Consider the following 18,349-nt stretch of genomic DNA (forward strand, 5'->3'; position numbering starts at 1 on the left):
GCTTTTCGATTGGATGTTCCAGTTAACACATTTAAGTGACGGCTAACCGAAGCATCCCATATTCAGACATTACTGGCCCTGAATGGCAAGCGCTTTAATGTCTAAAAACAAAAACGCCCGCAACAGCGGGCGTTTGAGTGATACAGGTGTTTTTCTTATTGATTTGCCTTGGCGAAATCCAGCATACGCTGCAGTGGTTTCATGGCCGCTGGAATCAGGGCCTCATCCACAAAGATTTCATTTTCCGGCTTGTCGAACACGGACGCCAGCGCATCCAGTTCGTTCATTGCCATCCATGGACAGTTGGCGCAACTGCGGCAAGTGGCACCTGAACCGGCAGTCGGCGCAATGTAAAATTCCTTCTCGGGACTCAGCTGCTGCATCTTGTAGAAGATGCCCTGATCGGTCGCCACGATAAACTGCTGGTTCGGCAGGGTTTGCGAGGCATTAATCAGCTGTGAAGTTGAACCCGCAACATCGGCCAGATCGACCACCGCTTTCGGTGATTCGGGGTGCACCAATACTGCCGCATCAGGATACAAGGCTTTCAGGTCTTCAATACCCTTGGCCTTGAACTCTTCGTGCACAATGCAGGCACTGTCCCACAGAATGATGTCCGCACCGGTTTGATCGGCGACATACGTCCCCAAGTGTTTATCCGGTGCCCAGATAATTTTCTCACCTTCGGCATCCAGATGATCAACAACATCCAGAGCAATGGAAGAGGTCACTACCCAGTCAGCACGTGCTTTTACCGCCGCCGAGGTATTGGCGTACACAACAACGGTGCGATCCGGGTGCTGATCACAAAAGTCGGAAAACTCGTCAATCGGGCAGCCCAGATCCAGCGAACAGGTCGCTTCCAGAGTTGGCATTAATACGCGCTTGTGGGGTGTGAGGATTTTTGCCGTCTCACCCATGAACTTAACGCCCGCCACAATCAAGGTGTCGGCATCATGGTCGCGACCAAAACGGGCCATCTCCAGGGAATCGGAGACACAGCCACCGGTTTCCTCCGCCAGGGCCTGCACTATGGGATCGGTGTAATAGTGGGCCACCAGCACCGCATTGTGCTCCTCTAGCTTGGCTTTGATTTTTTCTTTATAGGCCGCTTGCTGCTCGGGAGTATACTTGGGGGTCTGGCTAAGGTTGGCGATATGGTCTTTAACTAAGTCATAGACATCCTTGGAATGTCTATCGCTCACAATGGTCATGCATTTATCCAACTGGCTAATCGGAGGGCGATTCTACCATAAATCGCCTTAGGCCCAGCAACACTGTCTGACTTAGAAAATGAAGAATCGTAAGGTCTTATATATAAGACCTTACTACGATAGTAAGCACATACAAACTTAATGCTTTAGGCGTCAACTTTAGCGTCTAACCAGGACAAAATGTCGCTGTAAACCTGCTCCGAATTGCTTTCATTGAGCATTTCATGGCGGCCGCCACGATAGAGGGTGTAGTCGGGGTTCAAGCCTTGCTGCTCATAGGCCAGGCGCATAGTACGCAGGTTTTTGGTGTCCTGGTGAACCGGGTCGGCACTGCCCGACAAAATCAGCATAGCCATACTTGTCGGGATGGCCCTTACCGCTTCCGCTTTTTGACCTTCCAGCAGTCCATTAAAGAACTCCGCCATGCTGCCATTGCTTAAGACAAACCCACAAGCAGGATCATCCACATAAGCTTGAACCTGGGCCTCGTCCCGGCTCAGCCATTCATAGCCGCTGTCGCCATCATTTTTAAACGCCTTATTATTGCCATCGAACACCAGCGCCTTCAGCACACCACTGTTGCCAGCGTCGGTTCTGCGCCAGCTTTCAAAGCGCGACACCGCGCGCCCAAGCTTAGCCAGCAAGGGGCTCACAAAACCTGGAGAACCAGACAGGATCACCCCATCGTAAGGAATCTCAATATCGGTAATTAACTGCTGGGATAACGCCGCTCCCATGCTGTGGCCAAAGAGAAACAATGGGATATCCGGGTTTTGCTCTCGCGCCTTGTCCGCGATTTCCGCCATATCGTCAAGACAGCCTTCCCAGCCCTTTTTACCCATATGGCCATAGCTGCTTGGGATCGAGCTTTTCCCGTGGCCACGGTGGTCAGCACCGTATACGCTATAACCCTGCGCATTGAGGAAGCGGGCAAAGCCATCATAGCGGCCGATATGCTCCCCCATGCCGTGGGCGAGTTGAACAATCGCTTTTGGCTTTTCTATGCGCCAACTGCAGCGGTAAAGTTTGTCGCCGGGGATTTCCTTTTGCCATTCTTCAAACAGAGTTTCTTGGCTCACTGATATGCCTTTTATTGTTATTGCAGACGAAATGAGAAGCATACTATAAAGGGCTGTTGCGGCAGGGGGAAGAGGCGGATTCCCGATCCCGAGCCGAGGCGGTTTTGATCAGGGGCAGGATTGTATTTAGGGAATGAGGCTACTGGAGCTGCTCTCCGCCGTGAGAAAAGTCTGGACGAATATTTATTAAAATTCAGCCAAAGCGACCTGAGATACCTTGTTTTAATGTGGCCCGACCCATACAAAAAAAGCCACCCGACTGGGTGGCTTTTTTTGTATATGGTGGGTCGTACTGGATTCGAACCAGTGACCAATTGGTTAAAAGCCAACTGCTCTACCAACTGAGCTAACGACCCGTAAACTCGTGGTATATAAGTTCTGTTTGATTTAAAGCCGCTCAGTTAAAACTTCAAATCTGAATATGGTGGGTCGTACTGGATTCGAACCAGTGACCAATTGGTTAAAAGCCAACTGCTCTACCAACTGAGCTAACGACCCAAAAGAGGCGCATATCTTAATGATTTAATGGCAAAAGACAAGGCCTTTTTTTGAGAAAATTGAGATTTTTTTCACCACAAAACAACTGCTTATACAAAACCTCGACTTCAGGCCTGATAGAGTGTGGCGTCCTCAACGCCGGCGTCTTCAAAACCTTGTCGACGCAAGCGGCAACTGTCACATACCGCGCAGGCATGTCCCCGCTCGTCTGCCTGATAACAGGATACTGTAGTGCGATAATCCACCCCAAGTTCCGTGCCCTGCTGGATAATTTCAGCCTTAGTCAGCTCCAATAATGGTGTCTGAATTCGAACCTGCTGACCTTCCACCGCCGCTTTGGTTGCCAGGTTGGCCATCTGCTCGAAGGCCTGAATGTATTCGCCACGACAATCGGGATACCCCGAATAATCCACGGCGTTGACACCGATAAAGATATCCTGAGCACCCAACACTTCGGCCCAGCCCAGTGCAATGGATAAAAACACGGTGTTGCGCGCAGGCACATAAGTGACCGGAATCCCCTCGCTTTCATCCTCCGGTACATCGATGGACGTATCGGTCAACGCCGAGCCACCAATTGTCCCAAGGTCCAGGCTCACCACCTTGTGCTCGGCTGCACCCATCAGCCGGGAAGTGCGCTCAGCTGCGTCCAACTCTGCACGGTGACGCTGACCGTAATCAAAACTCAGGGTATAGCATTCATACCCCTGGCTTTTCGCAATCGCTAAAACCGTTGTGGAATCCAGGCCACCGGATACAAGAATCACGGCCTTTTTTGCAGTCATAACAAACCTTAGTTCTTTTATTTAAATGGCCTTAACGGCCAGCCAATGTCGGCGTCTCATAATCCAGCGAAGCATCATGCAAAACATTGCTGGCATTGTGAAGCTGGCTGATGGCTTGCAACTCATCCCAATGCCTCACCATTGCCCGTTTCGCCGCCGCTTTTACCCTCTCAAGAGGCAGTTCACTCAAGCGCGACAGAAATATTGAGCCGCGCACACTGTCGACGTGAACAGCTCTCACCCCATCGACACCGTCTATGTTCAATCTTCTCAACGCGTATTTATAGGCCGGCGCCGTCGTCACCAACATATGCAACCTTTTACGCTCAAGCATTCCAACACCTTGGGCGATGGAGTTAATGCTCAACCATTGCTCTTCTCTGACCCGCAAGCTCTTCTCACCATAAAAACCCAAGCGCAAGCGGCCAATTTTAATTTCCGGACGGGTTTCAAGATCTTTCAACTCCAGGTCATCACGCATAACGACGATGACATCGACGGGCGGCAGAGGAAGAATACGATGCCCCGCTGCTTCTGCTCCGGGCGAGTCAAACAATACACTGAGATCCGCCTTGCCCATTTCAATATCGCGCACCACCCGCGCATAAGGCATGACTTTCAACTGGTAGGCTTTGCCCCACTCTCGTCCAATGTCCTGGAGTAAATTTACGTACAGACCTTCGGGCATGCCTTTGTTCAAGGAACCCCAAGGGGCGATATTGGTCACCACCATTTGCAACAGCTCATGGCCTTGCGGTGTGTCTTTGGAATCCTGAGACCAGGCCTTCATGGCCATAAGAAGGAAACAACTGGCGACAATGATTCGTGTGAGCTTGATCTTCATACTACGTTTAACCTGAAGCGTGGGCATCGACAGGCCGAATAAGGCAGCAAACCGCACTCATCCAGCGCCAATAAATCATCTGGCTTCCGGCAGGGGGACAGGGCTTAGAATCCCGGCTGATCCCCCCACAAAATCTTATGCAATTGCATTTGAAAGCGTACGGGCAATCGATCTGCCACAATCCAGTCGGCCAAATCCCGATGCGGTAACTCTTCATGGCTCGCTGAAAACAGCACTTCAGCGACCCTCTGGGTTAAATTATACTCTTCTAATTTAAATCGAGCCCACTCGTAATCCGCTCGGCTGCAAATCACGAATTTGAGCTGGTCGTGCTGATTGAGCAATTCGATGTTTTCATAGCGGTTGCGGTGAGCCTCGCCGGAATCCGGAGTTTTCAGATCCATCACCCTCGATACGCGAGAATCTACACTATCTATCGGCATCGCACCGCTGGTCTCCAGTGATACCGCAAATCCTTCATCGCACAGCGCACTTAGCAGAGGAAGGCAGTTCGGCTGAGACAAGGGTTCTCCACCCGTAACGCAGACATGCTCGGCGTCGTAGGATGTCACCTTTTCAACAATAGCCTTCAGGCTCATTTTTTCGCCGCCAAAAAAAGCATACTCCGAATCACAATAGTTACAGCGCAGCGGACAGCCGGTCAGGCGAACGAATACCGTGCGCAATCCCGCACTGATCGCCTCCCCCTGTAGAGAGTGGAAGATTTCGGTGATTCTAAGCTGCTTGGAGTCCATACTTCTCACTGTGCATTTTTTGGCCAGACAAACAAAGGGCGCCGATTCTACAGAATTCGGCGCCCCTATTCCAGAGCCGCTTGGCTAAATGAAGCGAGTACTAGCGAAAGTTCTTATCGAGGTATTTCTTCGCCAAATTCCCTACCGAACCAGGGTCTTTAGCGGCCTCTTGAAGATTAGGCATAGCGTTGGCGTTGTCACCCAGCAGGTGATATGCCTTGCCCAGCTTGAATACAGCATCGATATGCTTATCGTGATTGGGGAACTGCTCTTTTACGATCAGGAAGCGCTGCTTCGCTTGTTCATAATCACGCTTGATCAGATAGATTTGGCCCAACCAGTACTGTGAGTTCGGCAAGAACTTACTGTTGGGATAGTTACTGATGTGTTGCAGCAGGAGTTGTTCGCCCTGATCGTAGTCTTGCTTATGCAAAACCAGATCAATCGCGGTGCGGTAATCTTGTAGATCTCCTGCGGACGCAGGCTGAGTCGCGGCTGAAACCGTGTTGGCAACGGTTGCCGCCGGGTTAATGGCTGCACCTGGAGATGCACTGGGGACCGTTTTCGATACTGCCGCCAGGCGACGATCCAGATCCAGATAGTCGTCCATGCGTTGCTGCTTCAAACGCTTGATTTCAAAAGCCTGCTCTTCAACCAAACCTCTCAGCTGAAGAACTTCCTGCTGTAGCTGCTGCAGTTGATAAAAAACCTGGGCCTGGCTGTTCGCCGTGGCAGGCGCCGCCTGGGAAATGGCTGGGCTGCGATTATCAACAATCGGCTGGGTATCAACAACCTGAGCCTGAGCGAAGGCCAGTTGGGAAGCAGATAAAGAAACCGCTGCAAAAGCAGCGGTATAAAATGGAGCTTTCATTGAAATAACTTACTTCAATTCAACACGACGGTTTTGGCCACGAGCGTAATCGCTGGTGCCGTCTTGAGCTGGACGCTCTTCACCGTAGCTGACAGTTTCCAGTTGGCTGGCGTTTACGCCTTGCAGCAACAGGAAGTCACGTACGGCGTTGGCACGACGCTCACCCAGAGCCATGTTGTATTCACGGGTACCACGGTCATCAGCGTGACCTTCCAGACGAACGTTGTCGCCAGATGCTTTCAAACGAGCGGCGTGGCCAGTCAACGCGGTGCGAGACTCAGGACGCAGCAGGCTTTGATCGAAATCGAAGTAAAATACGGTGTCTAACTCAGCGTAAGCATCGCTGTTGTCGCCGCTGCTTAAACCGTTACTGTCAGCAGTACCTGTGGCAACGCCGGAATCAGCACCATTGGCAGAGCCGTTGGCATTGGCATTAGCGTCTTCGCTGGTGCCTGTGCTGCTACAGCCGGCCATAGCTGCCAGAATAAAGGCCAAGCCCAAGCTATTTTTAATTGTTTTAAGTGTCATAGTTAACTCCCAATAATCTTTATACGCTCGCTGCGCAAAAATCAGTCAATTTAGGTACCGCAAAATACTACAAAATATTGTCTTGCAATCGGGCTCAAGCCGCTCAATCTTGGCGAGGCGCCCCATTTGTCAGATATCAGACAATTGGATATTAAACCCCGCCACTATTACGATTCGATTATAGCTTCCAAATCTTCCTATGAATACCGGCTTCGCGGGCCTAGGTCAAGGTCTGGAGCATAAAGCGACCATAAAGGTGTCGATATTAATTAAAATATGGCGACCAGGCCGGCTCTCGAACATCACCACGCTGGGATGGCAACCTGAACTTCACCCCGGCATCGAGAGAAACAGCTGCCAATATTCCCTTGCCACGATGTCGGGTCGCGTACATCAGCATGGCGCCATTTGGTGCAATCGTTGGAGATTCATCCAGACGAGTTTCCGTCAAAATTCTTAGGTCGCCCGTTTCCAGATCCTGAGCCGCAATGTGGAATACACCGTTTTGGCGATTCACTACCACCAGCGTTTTGCCATCCGGCGACAAACGCGCACGGGCATTATAATCTCCGAGGAAGGTCAAACGCTCAACACGACCGGACGCTAGAGTCTTCTGATAAATCTGGGGTTTGCCACCGCGATTGGACGTAAAGATGATGCCCTTGCCATCCGCTGTCCAGCTCGGCTCGGTATCAATTGCAAAATGGTTGGTTACACGGGTCAGTCGACGACTGGCGATTTCCAGAATATAAATTTCAGGGTTGCCGTCTTTCGACAAGGTAATGGCCAGCCTTTTGCCATCCGGTGACCAGGCTGGTGCACCATTCAAACCTTTAAAGTTTGTCAGCTGTTCACGCTTTGAGGTGGCCAACTCCTGACGGAAAATCGCCGGGCGACCGGTTTCAAAAGAAACATAAGCAACCTGCTGGCCATCCGGTGACCAGGCTGGAGACAACAGAGGATCATCAGATTCCAATAGCAAGCTTGGGCGAGCACCATCAACATCAGCGCGATTCAGGCGATAAATCAATTTACCCTGGCTATTGCGATTGGCTTCAACGTAAATCATCTTGGTAGAGAAAGCACCGCGAATTCCGGTAACCGCCTGGTAAACTTCATCACTGGCAAAATGCGCCATATCGCGTAAACCTTTGGAAGTCACCACGACATTTTTATTCAGCATACGGCGCTGGCCAAGCACATCAAACAATTGAAAGTCGAGGCGATAACCGCTGGTGCCCATGGCAGATAAACTGGGTTTGATCGAGCCGATTAGTAGGAACTCAGTTCCTAGGCGCGCCCAATCACGAAACAACACTTCCGATTCATCCTGCGGAAAAGACAACATATCTTCTTCCGGAATAGGTTCGAACTGACCACTGCGCAGCAAATCCGCAGCCACAATTCCCGCAACATTTTCAGGCAAGGGACCACTGCCCGACCAGGAAAACGGCACAATCGCGATTTTCGCCGGGTTGTCTACCCCTTGGGTAATCTCAATGGTCAATTCGGCTTTCACCATACTGCTGACACTCAGCAACAACAGCAAAGCCAATGATTTAATGTGTTGATGGATGGTCATCACAATCTCAAGTCCTTAGGGTTAAACACCAGACGCAGCTGGCGGAAATTACGTTCAAAAACCGCAGGCGGTAATTTTTTCAACTCAGGAAACTGCTCGGCTTTTTTAACCGCTTGTTCGGCAGAGCGATCAAAAGCCGCATTACCGCTGGATTTTACAACGGTCACATTAATGACTCGCCCGGTAGGCACTAACTGAATGCGCAATTCGACCTGCATACCTTTACGGGCAGAAGCCGGGCGCGACCAATTGTTTTCAACGCGCTGAGCAATCAAACCGATAAAACTCTGGGCCACCATTTGGTCTTCTTCGGCTTGCTGTTCGGCCAGAAGAGCTTCACGTTCGGCCTGCATTTCCTGATCAATCTGACGCTGCAATTCCTGTTCGCGGGCAACTTGCTCAGCCTTTTCTTTGGCGGCTTTTTCTCTTGCCGCCTTCTCCCGTGCAGCCTTTTCTCGCGCGGCCTTATCCTTGGCCGCCTTTTCACGAGCCGCTTTAGCCTTACGATCCTTCTCGGCCTTTTCACGTGCGAGTTTTTTGGCTTTTTCCTGCTCAAGGCGCTTGCGACGTTCCGCCTCTTTGCGCTTTTTCGTCAGATCAATAATTTTTTGTTTGGGCTTAGCGGCTGGCTTGGGTTTGCTTTTCGGCTTTACCTCAACCAGCTTGGCCTGAACATATTTTGGCGTTACCCGGCGTTTTTGAGGTTCTTCGCTGCTCTCCCAGCCGCAAAGCACGGCCACAAGCAACAGGGCGTGCAGCAGCACGCTGACCAAAATACCAACGCCACCAAAACCTGCCTGATGGTTATCCAAGCCCTTTTGATTAGCGCGCATTGCTCTCCCTTGGGGCTTCGGTCACCAATCCCACCGATGGCGCACCGGCAGCTTGTAGCTGGGTCATCAGACCAACAACCAGACCATAATCAACACTGTGGTCACCCCACACCAGTACAGGCGTTGTTGGTTTTTGGCGCAAAACCTTCGCAACGGTATCGGTGATTTCAGCAATCGGCTTGGCGACCTTTTCGTCTTTTCCAAGATTCAGGTAATAGAGACCCGCTTTGTCGACAGAGACAATTAAAGGCTCATCCTGTTTTTCATCCAACGGGGCAGATGGCGCCTGGGGAAGATCGACTTTTACACCTTGCATCAACAAAGGCGCCGTCACCATGAACACCACCAACAACACCAACATCACATCGATATAAGGTACAACGTTGATTTCCGCCATGGGTTTCTTTTTTACCCTGCGTTTCCAACTCATGGGCAATACCTATTTGGCGTGAACTTGGCGATGCAGAATGGAAGAAAACTCTTCCGCAAAAGTTTCATAACTATTGCTCAGGGTTTCAGCACGAGCCGAATAACGGTTGTAAGCCAGTACCGCCGGAATCGCTGCAAACAGGCCCATGGCGGTCGCAACCAGCGCCTCGGAAATACCCGGTGCAACGGTCGCCAAAGTCGCCTGATGGACATTGGCCAAGCCCCGGAAGGAATTCATAATGCCCCAAACCGTACCGAACAAGCCGATATACGGACTCACCGAAGCCACACTGGCCAGAAACGGCAGGCTCTGTTCGAGTTTTTCTTCTTCACGAGCCAGGGCAACGCGCATGGCACGCTGGGTACCCTCCATCACCGCATCCGGGTCAGCACTGACCTGCTGGCGTAATCGAGTAAATTCTTTAAAGCCCGCGCGAAAAATGCTTTCAACACCATCCACTTTGCCATTGGCAGAACGGCTGTTGCTCTGGCGGAACAATTGATTGAGATCGACACCGGACCAGAATTCGCGCTCAAACTGAACCAGGGCTTTTTTAGCTTTGCTCTGATAAAGACCGCGCTGAACAATCATGGCCCAGGACACAACAGAGGCTAAAAACAATAGCGCCATTACTAGCTGAACCAATAAGCTGGCATTGGCAATCAGGCCCCAAATGGATAAGGGTTCGGCATTATGCATCTTGTTTCAGTTTCCTTATTTCTTATGTAAACGTGCAATAGTTTGAGTGTCAGAGATTACCATCGTGAGACGGACAATCACTCCTCTGTATTCAGTGCTTCAGTAATGGCCTTTGGCATGGCTTTGGGCTTCATGGTCTGACCATCGACACAGGCCACTTTAATCTCACCCTCGCAAAGCAATTCTTCGCTGCCCGCTCGACGAACTTCCTGGCGAAACACCAGATAACTGCGGCGGCACTGAATTACTTTGGCACTCACTCGAAGCTCGTCATCCAAACGCGCGGGCTTGCGATAATTCACCGCCGCCGAGTGTACCACCATTAGCTGGCCATCACCCCCAACAGCGGCCTTGTCAAAGCCTAAAGAACGCATCATCTCAGTACGGGCGCGCTCCATAAATTTCAGGTAATTGACGTAATAGACAATGCCACCGGCGTCGGTATCTTCGATATAGACGCGTACGGACAGGGAAAATTCCCCTTTTTGGGCTTCTTTCAAAATGCCTCCACGTTGTTGGGCAAAAGCCAAAGCAAAAGGCCGCAGTGTAGCCCAATGGGAAGGCTCTGAGTAGGGGAGAAAAGTGTTATTGAGGTCTAGCCGTTTGATTCAACGGGCAGCCTGCGCGGGCCGCCCGACAGATTCGAAAAATGCGTCTTAGCGCTCGGGAGGTGCAATAGAAAAGTGCTTGTAGGCAAGGTCGGTTACCATTCGACCTCGTGGCGTGCGCACCATATAGCCCTGCTGAATCAGGTAAGGCTCAAGAACATCTTCAATGGTGTCCCGCTCCTCACTAATCGCAGCCGCCAGATTATCGACCCCAACCGGTCCGCCGGTGAATTTTTCGATCATGGTGAGCAGTAAACGTCGATCCATATGATCAAAGCCATGATGGTCAACATTCAACATGTTCAATGCCTTGTCGGCCATGTCCTTGCTCACTCGACCATCACCACGTACCTCGGCATAGTCTCTCACCCTGCGCAGCAGGCGATTGGCAATACGCGGCGTACCACGGCTGCGGCGAGCCACTTCATGGGCACCCTCTGAATCCATCTCAATACCCATCAAGCGAGCCGAGCGCGCAACGATGCTGCTAAGGTCTTCAACACTGTAAAACTCCAAGCGCTGAACAATGCCAAAGCGATCGCGCAAGGGCGAAGTCAGCAAGCCTGCTCGTGTCGTCGCTCCCACAAGCGTAAACGGCGGCAAATCCAGTTTAATGGAGCGCGCCGCCGGACCTTCACCGATCATAATGTCCAGCTGATAGTCTTCCATCGCCGGATAAAGCACTTCCTCTACCATAGGGCTCAATCGGTGAATCTCATCAATAAAGAGCACATCGCCGGGTTCAAGATTGGTCATCAATGCCGCCAAATCGCCCGCCTTTTCCAGCACAGGGCCAGAGGTGGTTTTCAGGTCGACCTGCATTTCATTGGCAATAATGTTGGCCAATGTGGTTTTACCCAGGCCAGGCGGACCAAACACCAACGTATGATCGAGAGCTTCACCGCGCTTTTTGGCGGCGCCGATAAAGATCTCCATCTGCTCTCGCACCACCGGCTGCCCCACATAATCCGCCAAAGCTTTGGGGCGCACAGCGCGGTCAACCACCTCTTCCTGCACACGAGCTTGAGGAGAAATGATGCGTTCAGCCTGTAAGTCGTCTTTTTCGATCATGGCTACAACCTGTTAGGCAGCGGGTAGATTCAAGGTACGTTTCAGAGCCAGACGAATCAAATCCTCGGCGCCGGAAATTTCCTCGGCAAACTGTTTGCTGGTTGCCAATATCATTTTGCTCGCATCGGCTGGTTTGTAACCGAGAGCAACGAGGGCGCTTTCGGCCTCTTCCTGAGCCGCATTGGACACCTTGGCTGCGCTGGCCGCTTCCAGTTCGGCCAACGGCATGCTGGGCAACTCCCAATCCTTGAGTTTATCGCGCAGTTCGATGATTAAACGCTCGGCGGTTTTCTTGCCCACACCCGGCACTTTAACCAAGGCCGTCACATTGTCACTCATCACGCAATTCACCAGATCACTGGCTTCCATACCGGAGAGAATAGCCAGCGCCATCTTGGGGCCAACGCCGTTAATTTTGATCAGAATCCGGAACAGCTCACGGTCTTTTTTCTCGGCAAAACCAAACAGCTGCTGTGCGGTTTCGCTGACCGACAAATGCGTATGCAGCACGGCGGAGTCACCCACTGCACCCAGGCGATAAATGCTGGTCATGGGAACCTGGACTTCATAGGCAACGCCCTGCACATCCAACAGCACGATGGGCAGCTGCTTTTCCAGAATTCGCCCACTCAAGCGACCAATCATAATCTTTCCTTTCTTCGTTCTTTATAGAGAGTTTGTTTGTACAGGGTCGCTTACACTACCCGGCCACGTCGATACTGGCGCACATCCCCCAACTGGGAGAAGTGCCGACGTGAATTGATATGGCATAGCGCGACCGCCAAAGCATCGGCCGCATCCTCCTGAGGGACATCCGATAGCTTCAACAGGGTCTTGGTCATCTGTTGCATCTGTTGTTTATCGGCGGCGCCACTGCCCACTACCGACTGCTTAACCTTCTTGGCTTCATATTCAGCAATGGGGATATCTCGAAACGTGCCTGCCACAATAGCAGCACCACGGGCCTGGCCCAGCTTTAACGCGGACCCGGCGCTCTTGGACATAAAGACCTGCTCGACCGCAATCTCGTGGGGGCGATATTCATCAATCACCTCCAGCATGGAATCAAAGATAATTTTCAAACGTTCAGGCAGGGGGCGCTCAGACGGCAGGCGAATAACACCGGAGGCAACATAGGCATTACGCGAACGATGCACATCGATCACGCCAAAGCCTGTCTTTAATGAACCGGGGTCGATCCCCAGAACCCGTAGAGTGTCGGTCATAGCCTGCCAGAATATCGAACAAATCAAACAACTGTGAATTTATCCAGTAGTTTGGCCGATGCCAGCCCCGGGGTCAAGGGGCCAATCCCTACCAAGTCAGGCCTTTCCATAGCCCCAGAGCCAAAGCTCTTGAAGCAAAGGGCTAGCCCAGGGATTCCATCACTTCCGCTGAGAATTCTGCGTTTGAATAGACATTCTGAACATCATCCAGCTCTTCCAGCATATCAATCAGGGCCAGCGTCTTTTCAGCGGCACCCTTATCCAGAGGTACGGTAGTGGATGGCACCATGGCCACTTCAGCATGCTCAGGCTCAAATCCGGCGGCAAGCAAGCTGTCTTTGACCTGGAGATAATCTTCGAAGGAAGTCAGCACTTCGAAAGAACCATCATCGTGGGTTTGCACATCTTCCGCACCAGCTTCCAGAGCCGCATCAATCAAATCTTCCTCATCAACCCCGGCCGGGAAATGGATCTGCCCAGTGCGTGAAAACAAATAGGCCACAGAACCATCAGTTCCCAATGTTCCGCCGCGCTTAGTGAACGCATGACGCACCTCAGCGACTGTACGGTTTTTATTGTCAGTCATGCATTCAACGAGAATCGCCACCCCGGATACACCGTAACCTTCATAGGTAAGCTCTTCATAATTATCGCCGTCGGCATTGCCTGCACCACGTGCAATAGCTTTGTCGATGGTGTCGCGTTTCATGTTTGCGCCCAGAGCTTTATCAACAGCCGCTCGCAAACGGGGGTTGTCTTCCGGGTTTGGCCCACCCTTGGCAGCGACCACCAGCTCGCGAATCAGCTTGGTAAACACCTTGCCACGCTTGGCATCCTGAGCCGCTTTACGATGACGAATATTCGCCCACTTACTGTGACCGGCCATAAAAACTCCGATGTTGCTCGAAAGAGATATGTCAAAAGACTTGCTTGGATTGCACTATAACATAGCGCCAGAGAGGCTGGATTTGATCAAAATATAGAAATTATTATAACGAGAAATAAAGAGATGACTGACAAGAGAGGATCTTTGTACAGTTATTATGACCTTAAATAAAGGTATGGCCACTGCAAAGCAACAAGAAAAATCAGCCAAAGAAAACAGCCCATCGCAGATACCATGGGCTGTAATATCCGCTTATTCTTCAGCAGGCTTTTCTTTCTGCTTCAAACGAATGTTCAATTCATTGAGCTGAAGGGTATTTACTGCGCCCGGGGCATCAGTCATGACACAGGCCGCTGTCTGGGTTTTCGGGAAAGCAATGACATCACGGATGGAGCTTGAGTCGGTCATCAACATGATCAGACGATCCAAACCAAATGCCAAACCACCATGCGGCGGCGCACCATACTTCAGTGCATCCAACAGGAAGCCAAACTTCTCTTCCTGCTCAGCTTCTTCAATACCCAAAATTTCGAATACCGTTTGTTGCATGTCCTGGCGGTGAATACGAACAGAACCACCACCCAGCTCGGTACCATTCAGTACCATATCGTAGGCTTGGGACAAAGCTGTACCCGGGTTGGCCTTCAGCTCTTCCGGCGTACAAGAAGGTGCGGTAAACGGGTGATGTAATGCCGTCCAACCGCCGTCGATCTCTTCGAACATCGGGAAATCAACCACCCACAATGGCGCCCACTCAGAGGTGTACAGATCCAGATCTTCACCCAGCTTACAACGCAAAGCACCCAGCGCTTCACTCACGACCTTGGCCTTGTCAGCACCGAAGAACACGATGTCGCCATTCTTCGCACCGGTGCGCTCCATAACCGCCATGGTCACTTCGTCGCCCAGGAATTTAATGATTGGGGATTGCAGACCTTCGATGCCCTTTTCAATCTCGTTAACCTTGATCCAGGCCAAACCTTTCGCACCGTAGATGCTGACGAACTTGGTGTATTCGTCGATTTGCTTGCGAGACAGCTGAGCACCACCGTCAACTTTCAATGCAGTTACGCGGCAGCTCGGATCATTAGCCGGGCCAGCGAAGACTTTAAACTCGATGTCTTTCAGCAGGTCTTTGATTTCGACCAACTGCTGGGGAAGACGCAAGTCTGGCTTGTCGGAACCGTATTTTTCCATGGCTTCGGCAAACGGCATACGCGGGAAGTCACCCAGATCCACACCTTTAATTTCCTGGAACAACTTGCGAATCATGCCTTCGGTAACCGCCATGATTTCCTCTTCACTCATGAAAGAGGTTTCCAAATCGATCTGGGTAAATTCTGGCTGACGATCAGCACGCAGATCTTCATCACGAAAGCACTTGGCGATCTGATAATAACGGTCAAAACCGGATACCATCAGCAACTGCTTGAACAACTGAGGTGATTGCGGCAGAGCAAAGAACTTACCGTCGTGAGTACGTGATGGCACCAGATAATCACGGGCACCTTCAGGCGTAGCACGAGTCAGAATCGGGGTTTCTATATCCAGGAAACCGTTGTCATCCAGATAGTTACGAATCGCCGTGGTGACCTTTGAACGCAGACGCAGATTGTTCTGCATTTCATCACGACGTAAATCCAGGTAGCGATACTTCAAACGAACGTCTTCACCCACATTGGTATATTCGTCCATCTGGAAAGGTACCGGTGCGGATTCGTTGAGGATTTCCAGCTCTGTGCCATAAACCTCGATCTCACCGGTCGCCATATTGCTGTTTACGGTTTCGGCGCTACGAGCGCGAACCTTGCCTTTCACCTGCAGAACAAACTCACTGCGAACACGCTCGGCACGGCTGAAATCATCCTGGCCATCCGGATCAAATACAACCTGAACGATACCTTCGCGATCACGCAGGTCGATAAAGATAACGCCACCGTGGTCACGGCGGGTATCTACCCAGCCACACAAGGTTACTTCTTGGTCAATGTGTGAGGCGTTTAAAGTGCCTCCGTAGATAGAACGCATGTTGCTTTCCTGTTAATTCGGCTTTTGGCCTACGTTAAATTGCTGTGAACTTGGCGGTTTAGCTGCCGCTGTTAGAACCGGAGGACTGGGCACTATCGCCGGCCAGGTTCTTTTTATTGCCCGATTTAAAATCCGTTTCGTACCAACCACTGCCTTTCAGGCGGAAACCTGCGGCTGAGATCAGCTTCTGCAGCTGGGGTTGATTGCAGGCGGGGCAGTCTTGTAATGGTTCATCGCTAATTTTCTGCAATGCTTCCATCTGGTGGCCGCAATCCTGGCACTGGTATTCATAAATCGGCATAAAATCGTCTTCATCGGCGCCGGGGCCGACTTCCTCTTCATTGCTATCTCGCGGTGTTTTCATCGGCCGGGCTCAGCCTTGGCCTGCCCCGCTCAAAAAGCCGGCAATTATACCCCAGCCTCGCCCGCTGACAAACACCCAAATGCACTCATTTGGGGGAAATATTCACCCTTGGTTCAGGCGGCTCAATCCGGGTTTTGGAGGAAATCAAGGAATCACAAATAATTGGGATTTTAAGCACATTTTTGGTTGCTAGGGTCGTTTAAATACTATATACATAGGCTCAGCCGTTTAAGCGGTGCTTGAAAGACTGTATATATAGGTTTTTTTGCTCACTGAGACTTTTCTTAGAAGAGCGGAGAACCTTATTGATAAACACGATACCCAAATATTATAAAGGAACGGATTATGGCTGCTCGTAAACCTGCTAAGAAGGCTCCAGCGAAAAAAGCTGCAGCGCCAGAGCGTAAAATTAAAGCGGTGAAGGAACGCTACAATAAAACTCAAATGCTGAATCAGATCGCCGAAAATACCGAGCTGAGCAAAAAACAGGTATCTGCTGTACTGGAAGAGCTATCAGCGGTTATCGAAGGCCACATCAAAAAGCGTGCCTGTGGCGAATTCGTTCTGCCTGGCCTGATGAAAATCACCACTGTGAAAAAGCCTGCGAAAAAAGCGCGCAAGGGTATCAACCCGTTCACTGGTGAAGAGACCATGTTCAAAGCCAAGCCCGCTTCAATTCAGGTGAAGATTCGCCCATTGAAGAAGCTGAAAGAGATGGCCGAATAAGCCACTCATTAAAAAACCCGGCCAAGGCCGGGTTTTTTGTTTCCTGATCCAGCTCAATAGAGCCTTCTCTCTTCAGGCTTACCGTCCGTATTGGGCCTGCACATCCTCGAAATCACGACGTGCCTGATACACCTCTTCGTGCAAATCGCGAATCTTCTGTTTTTCCCGATACAGATCACGCTTCAAATCTTCAATCTGATTGTAAATCTGACGACGCTTATCACCCTCGGTTTTGTCATCCAACAACACCTTCTCGCGGTTGCGAATATCGCGCTCAATACGATCGATGGTGTTTTCCGCTGAATTTAAGTCGGATTCTGCCCTGCGCAGTCGGGATTCCGCCAGATAAACAGTACGGCCCTCTTCATAAGGCCCTACAAACGCATCCTCAAGATCGCTCGGACAGACGCCTTTATAAACGTAACCGCGTCGCCCGGCCTGGTAAGCAGAGCTTGGCTGACAGAAGTCCTTAAGACCGACAGTACGCCCGTACTTGTAGCGCTCCAGATCAATACGCACACCATGTTTGGCACAGCTTTCCCGATAATCGCCGATGGTTTCCAGGCTTTTGCCCACGACACCATCTTCAAAGCCCAGTGCTTCCCAATCCGCGGTTTGGCACTCTTCTTTCGACAAACCCGAACAAGACGCCAGGACCAATACACTGCAGATCAACAGAATTCGCGCCATATAAGATTCCTTATCGTGTTGTAGCGGTAACATTTACCACAATAATCAAGACAATAGCTTAGACGAGGGTAAAACGAATACCTCGCCTCAGCTACAGGGCCAATAACTTTTCAACGGTCGTTTTTAGCACAGCGCCCTGGCTGCGGCCATCACCATCTATGGTGATGTCGGCATAACGTCGATACAGCAAAGTGCGTTCGTCGAAGACATCCTCGAAGCTCTGGTCTTCACGTCGAGCGATGCCACGGCTTTCATAGTTGTGAATACGACGACGCAATTCAGCCAGGCTCGCTTCCAGGTACACAATCGGTCCCAAAGTGGCCAAATGCTTCATCGCCTCCTCGCTGTAGACCGCACTGCCACCAGTGGCAATCACGTGATTGTGATAATGGGCATTTTGAATGACATCGGCTTCGATGTCGCGGAGATGCAGATAACCACCTTCGTCCATGATTTCCTGCAATGTGGCATTTTCACTGGATTGGATAAGAATATCGGTATCGATAAAATCTTTTGCCAGCTCTTTCGCCAGCATCACGCCAATAGTGCTCTTGCCTGCGCCAGGCATACCGATTAAAACAACGCTCTTACCGTCCAGCATAATGGCCCCTTCACGACTGCTGCGGATCGTT

At 51.0% G+C, this 18,349-nt stretch carries 21 protein-coding genes and 2 tRNA genes; 1 reads left to right on the plus strand and 22 read right to left on the minus strand.

From position 1 onward, the window contains the following. Positions 1–155 precede the first annotated feature (155 nt). The 20 genes from nadA to G8768_RS15790 all read right to left on the minus strand — a co-directional run bounded on the left by nadA (position 156) and on the right by G8768_RS15790 (position 16,238). On the minus strand, positions 156–1,214 hold the full coding sequence (nadA, locus tag G8768_RS15695) for a quinolinate synthase NadA (protein ID WP_166845027.1): 1,059 nt from the start codon (positions 1,212–1,214) through the stop codon (positions 156–158). A 146-nt stretch (positions 1,215–1,360) separates the two neighbouring features. Then, positions 1,361–2,293 (minus strand): alpha/beta fold hydrolase, encoded by a 933-nt coding sequence (locus G8768_RS15700; protein WP_166845025.1) that lies wholly within the window; start codon positions 2,291–2,293, stop codon positions 1,361–1,363. Positions 2,294–2,573: 280 nt separating this feature from the next. Next, positions 2,574–2,649, minus strand: a tRNA-Lys gene (locus G8768_RS15705). A 66-nt stretch (positions 2,650–2,715) separates the two neighbouring features. Continuing rightward, positions 2,716–2,791, minus strand: a tRNA-Lys gene (locus G8768_RS15710). A 107-nt stretch (positions 2,792–2,898) separates the two neighbouring features. After that, entirely contained in the window at positions 2,899–3,576 is a 678-nt protein-coding gene (gene queC / locus G8768_RS15715; protein ID WP_166845023.1) for a 7-cyano-7-deazaguanine synthase QueC, read from the minus strand. Positions 3,577–3,607: 31 nt separating this feature from the next. Further along, positions 3,608–4,420, minus strand: coding sequence for a hypothetical protein (locus tag G8768_RS15720; protein WP_166845009.1), 813 nt, complete (start codon positions 4,418–4,420; stop codon positions 3,608–3,610). Positions 4,421–4,524: 104 nt separating this feature from the next. Then, positions 4,525–5,175, minus strand: coding sequence for a 7-carboxy-7-deazaguanine synthase QueE (gene queE, locus G8768_RS15725; RefSeq protein WP_166845005.1), 651 nt, complete (start codon positions 5,173–5,175; stop codon positions 4,525–4,527). Positions 5,176–5,275: 100 nt separating this feature from the next. Further along, complete coding sequence (locus G8768_RS15730; protein ID WP_166845001.1) at positions 5,276–6,046, minus strand: YbgF trimerization domain-containing protein; 771 nt, start codon at positions 6,044–6,046, stop codon at positions 5,276–5,278. Positions 6,047–6,055: 9 nt separating this feature from the next. Beyond that, the gene (locus G8768_RS15735) at positions 6,056–6,574 is read right to left on the minus strand and encodes an OmpA family protein (RefSeq protein ID WP_166844998.1); all 519 of its coding nucleotides are present in this window, start codon (positions 6,572–6,574) and stop codon (positions 6,056–6,058) included. 265 nt (positions 6,575–6,839) lie between these two features. Next, positions 6,840–8,156 carry a Tol-Pal system beta propeller repeat protein TolB gene (gene tolB, locus G8768_RS15740; RefSeq protein WP_166847396.1) on the minus strand — a complete coding sequence of 439 codons (1,317 nt, stop codon included), beginning with the start codon at positions 8,154–8,156 and terminating at the stop codon, positions 6,840–6,842. Next, positions 8,156–8,989, minus strand: a complete 834-nt coding sequence (gene tolA / locus G8768_RS15745) for a cell envelope integrity protein TolA (protein ID WP_166844994.1) — start codon at positions 8,987–8,989, stop codon at positions 8,156–8,158. Before tolA ends, tolB begins: the two co-directional genes overlap by 1 nt. Then, complete coding sequence (tolR, locus tag G8768_RS15750; protein WP_166844992.1) at positions 8,979–9,419, minus strand: protein TolR; 441 nt, start codon at positions 9,417–9,419, stop codon at positions 8,979–8,981. Before tolR ends, tolA begins: the two co-directional genes overlap by 11 nt. 9 nt (positions 9,420–9,428) lie before the next feature. Continuing rightward, complete coding sequence (gene tolQ, locus G8768_RS15755) at positions 9,429–10,118, minus strand: protein TolQ (protein WP_166844990.1); 690 nt, start codon at positions 10,116–10,118, stop codon at positions 9,429–9,431. A gap of 77 nt (positions 10,119–10,195) precedes the next feature. Next, the gene (ybgC, locus tag G8768_RS15760; protein WP_279546033.1) at positions 10,196–10,618 is read right to left on the minus strand and encodes a tol-pal system-associated acyl-CoA thioesterase; all 423 of its coding nucleotides are present in this window, start codon (positions 10,616–10,618) and stop codon (positions 10,196–10,198) included. A 156-nt stretch (positions 10,619–10,774) separates the two neighbouring features. Then, positions 10,775–11,797, minus strand: a complete 1,023-nt coding sequence (gene ruvB / locus G8768_RS15765) for a Holliday junction branch migration DNA helicase RuvB (RefSeq protein WP_166844988.1) — start codon at positions 11,795–11,797, stop codon at positions 10,775–10,777. 12 nt (positions 11,798–11,809) lie between these two features. After that, positions 11,810–12,442 carry a Holliday junction branch migration protein RuvA gene (gene ruvA / locus G8768_RS15770; protein ID WP_166844986.1) on the minus strand — a complete coding sequence of 211 codons (633 nt, stop codon included), beginning with the start codon at positions 12,440–12,442 and terminating at the stop codon, positions 11,810–11,812. Between the two features lie 50 nt (positions 12,443–12,492). Beyond that, complete coding sequence (gene ruvC, locus G8768_RS15775; RefSeq protein WP_166844984.1) at positions 12,493–13,023, minus strand: crossover junction endodeoxyribonuclease RuvC; 531 nt, start codon at positions 13,021–13,023, stop codon at positions 12,493–12,495. Positions 13,024–13,165: 142 nt separating this feature from the next. Next, the gene (locus G8768_RS15780) at positions 13,166–13,909 is read right to left on the minus strand and encodes a YebC/PmpR family DNA-binding transcriptional regulator (protein ID WP_166844982.1); all 744 of its coding nucleotides are present in this window, start codon (positions 13,907–13,909) and stop codon (positions 13,166–13,168) included. A gap of 252 nt (positions 13,910–14,161) precedes the next feature. Next, positions 14,162–15,937, minus strand: a complete 1,776-nt coding sequence (aspS, locus tag G8768_RS15785; RefSeq protein WP_166844980.1) for an aspartate--tRNA ligase — start codon at positions 15,935–15,937, stop codon at positions 14,162–14,164. Between the two features lie 58 nt (positions 15,938–15,995). Then, positions 15,996–16,238, minus strand: coding sequence for an FmdB family zinc ribbon protein (locus G8768_RS15790; protein ID WP_166847390.1), 243 nt, complete (start codon positions 16,236–16,238; stop codon positions 15,996–15,998). 408 nt (positions 16,239–16,646) lie between these two features. On the opposite strand from G8768_RS15790, the gene G8768_RS15795 reads away from it, so the two are divergent. Beyond that, positions 16,647–17,027, plus strand: coding sequence for an HU family DNA-binding protein (locus tag G8768_RS15795; RefSeq protein WP_166844978.1), 381 nt, complete (start codon positions 16,647–16,649; stop codon positions 17,025–17,027). A 78-nt stretch (positions 17,028–17,105) separates the two neighbouring features. Here the strand turns inward: G8768_RS15795 and G8768_RS15800 are convergent, their stop codons facing one another. Together G8768_RS15800 and G8768_RS15805 are read right to left on the minus strand one after the other, a co-directional pair. Next, a complete protein-coding gene (locus G8768_RS15800; RefSeq protein ID WP_166844976.1) occupies positions 17,106–17,717 on the minus strand; it encodes a DUF2799 domain-containing protein in 612 nt (203 codons plus the stop codon). A gap of 91 nt (positions 17,718–17,808) precedes the next feature. Beyond that, positions 17,809–18,315, minus strand: coding sequence for a shikimate kinase (locus G8768_RS15805; protein WP_166847386.1), 507 nt, complete (start codon positions 18,313–18,315; stop codon positions 17,809–17,811). Positions 18,316–18,349: the final 34 nt, after the last annotated feature.

This window comes from Pseudoteredinibacter isoporae, from assembly GCF_011602085.1.
Taxonomy (GTDB): domain Bacteria; phylum Pseudomonadota; class Gammaproteobacteria; order Pseudomonadales; family Cellvibrionaceae; genus Pseudoteredinibacter; species Pseudoteredinibacter isoporae.

Coding starts and splice junctions, on each gene's coding strand:
- nadA (WP_166845027.1), bottom strand. CDS start 1,214: ATGACCATTGTGAGCGATAGACATTCCAAGGATGTCTATGACTTAGTT.
- queC (WP_166845023.1), bottom strand. CDS start 3,576: ATGACTGCAAAAAAGGCCGTGATTCTTGTATCCGGTGGCCTGGATTCC.
- G8768_RS15720 (WP_166845009.1), bottom strand. CDS start 4,420: ATGAAGATCAAGCTCACACGAATCATTGTCGCCAGTTGTTTCCTTCTT.
- queE (WP_166845005.1), bottom strand. CDS start 5,175: ATGGACTCCAAGCAGCTTAGAATCACCGAAATCTTCCACTCTCTACAG.
- G8768_RS15730 (WP_166845001.1), bottom strand. CDS start 6,046: ATGAAAGCTCCATTTTATACCGCTGCTTTTGCAGCGGTTTCTTTATCT.
- G8768_RS15735 (WP_166844998.1), bottom strand. CDS start 6,574: ATGACACTTAAAACAATTAAAAATAGCTTGGGCTTGGCCTTTATTCTG.
- tolB (WP_166847396.1), bottom strand. CDS start 8,156: ATGACCATCCATCAACACATTAAATCATTGGCTTTGCTGTTGTTGCTG.
- tolA (WP_166844994.1), bottom strand. CDS start 8,989: ATGCGCGCTAATCAAAAGGGCTTGGATAACCATCAGGCAGGTTTTGGT.
- tolR (WP_166844992.1), bottom strand. CDS start 9,419: ATGAGTTGGAAACGCAGGGTAAAAAAGAAACCCATGGCGGAAATCAAC.
- tolQ (WP_166844990.1), bottom strand. CDS start 10,118: ATGCATAATGCCGAACCCTTATCCATTTGGGGCCTGATTGCCAATGCC.
- ruvB (WP_166844988.1), bottom strand. CDS start 11,797: ATGATCGAAAAAGACGACTTACAGGCTGAACGCATCATTTCTCCTCAA.
- ruvA (WP_166844986.1), bottom strand. CDS start 12,442: ATGATTGGTCGCTTGAGTGGGCGAATTCTGGAAAAGCAGCTGCCCATC.
- ruvC (WP_166844984.1), bottom strand. CDS start 13,023: ATGACCGACACTCTACGGGTTCTGGGGATCGACCCCGGTTCATTAAAG.
- G8768_RS15780 (WP_166844982.1), bottom strand. CDS start 13,909: ATGGCCGGTCACAGTAAGTGGGCGAATATTCGTCATCGTAAAGCGGCT.
- aspS (WP_166844980.1), bottom strand. CDS start 15,937: ATGCGTTCTATCTACGGAGGCACTTTAAACGCCTCACACATTGACCAA.
- G8768_RS15790 (WP_166847390.1), bottom strand. CDS start 16,238: ATGCCGATTTATGAATACCAGTGCCAGGATTGCGGCCACCAGATGGAA.
- G8768_RS15795 (WP_166844978.1), top strand. CDS start 16,647: ATGGCTGCTCGTAAACCTGCTAAGAAGGCTCCAGCGAAAAAAGCTGCA.
- G8768_RS15800 (WP_166844976.1), bottom strand. CDS start 17,717: ATGGCGCGAATTCTGTTGATCTGCAGTGTATTGGTCCTGGCGTCTTGT.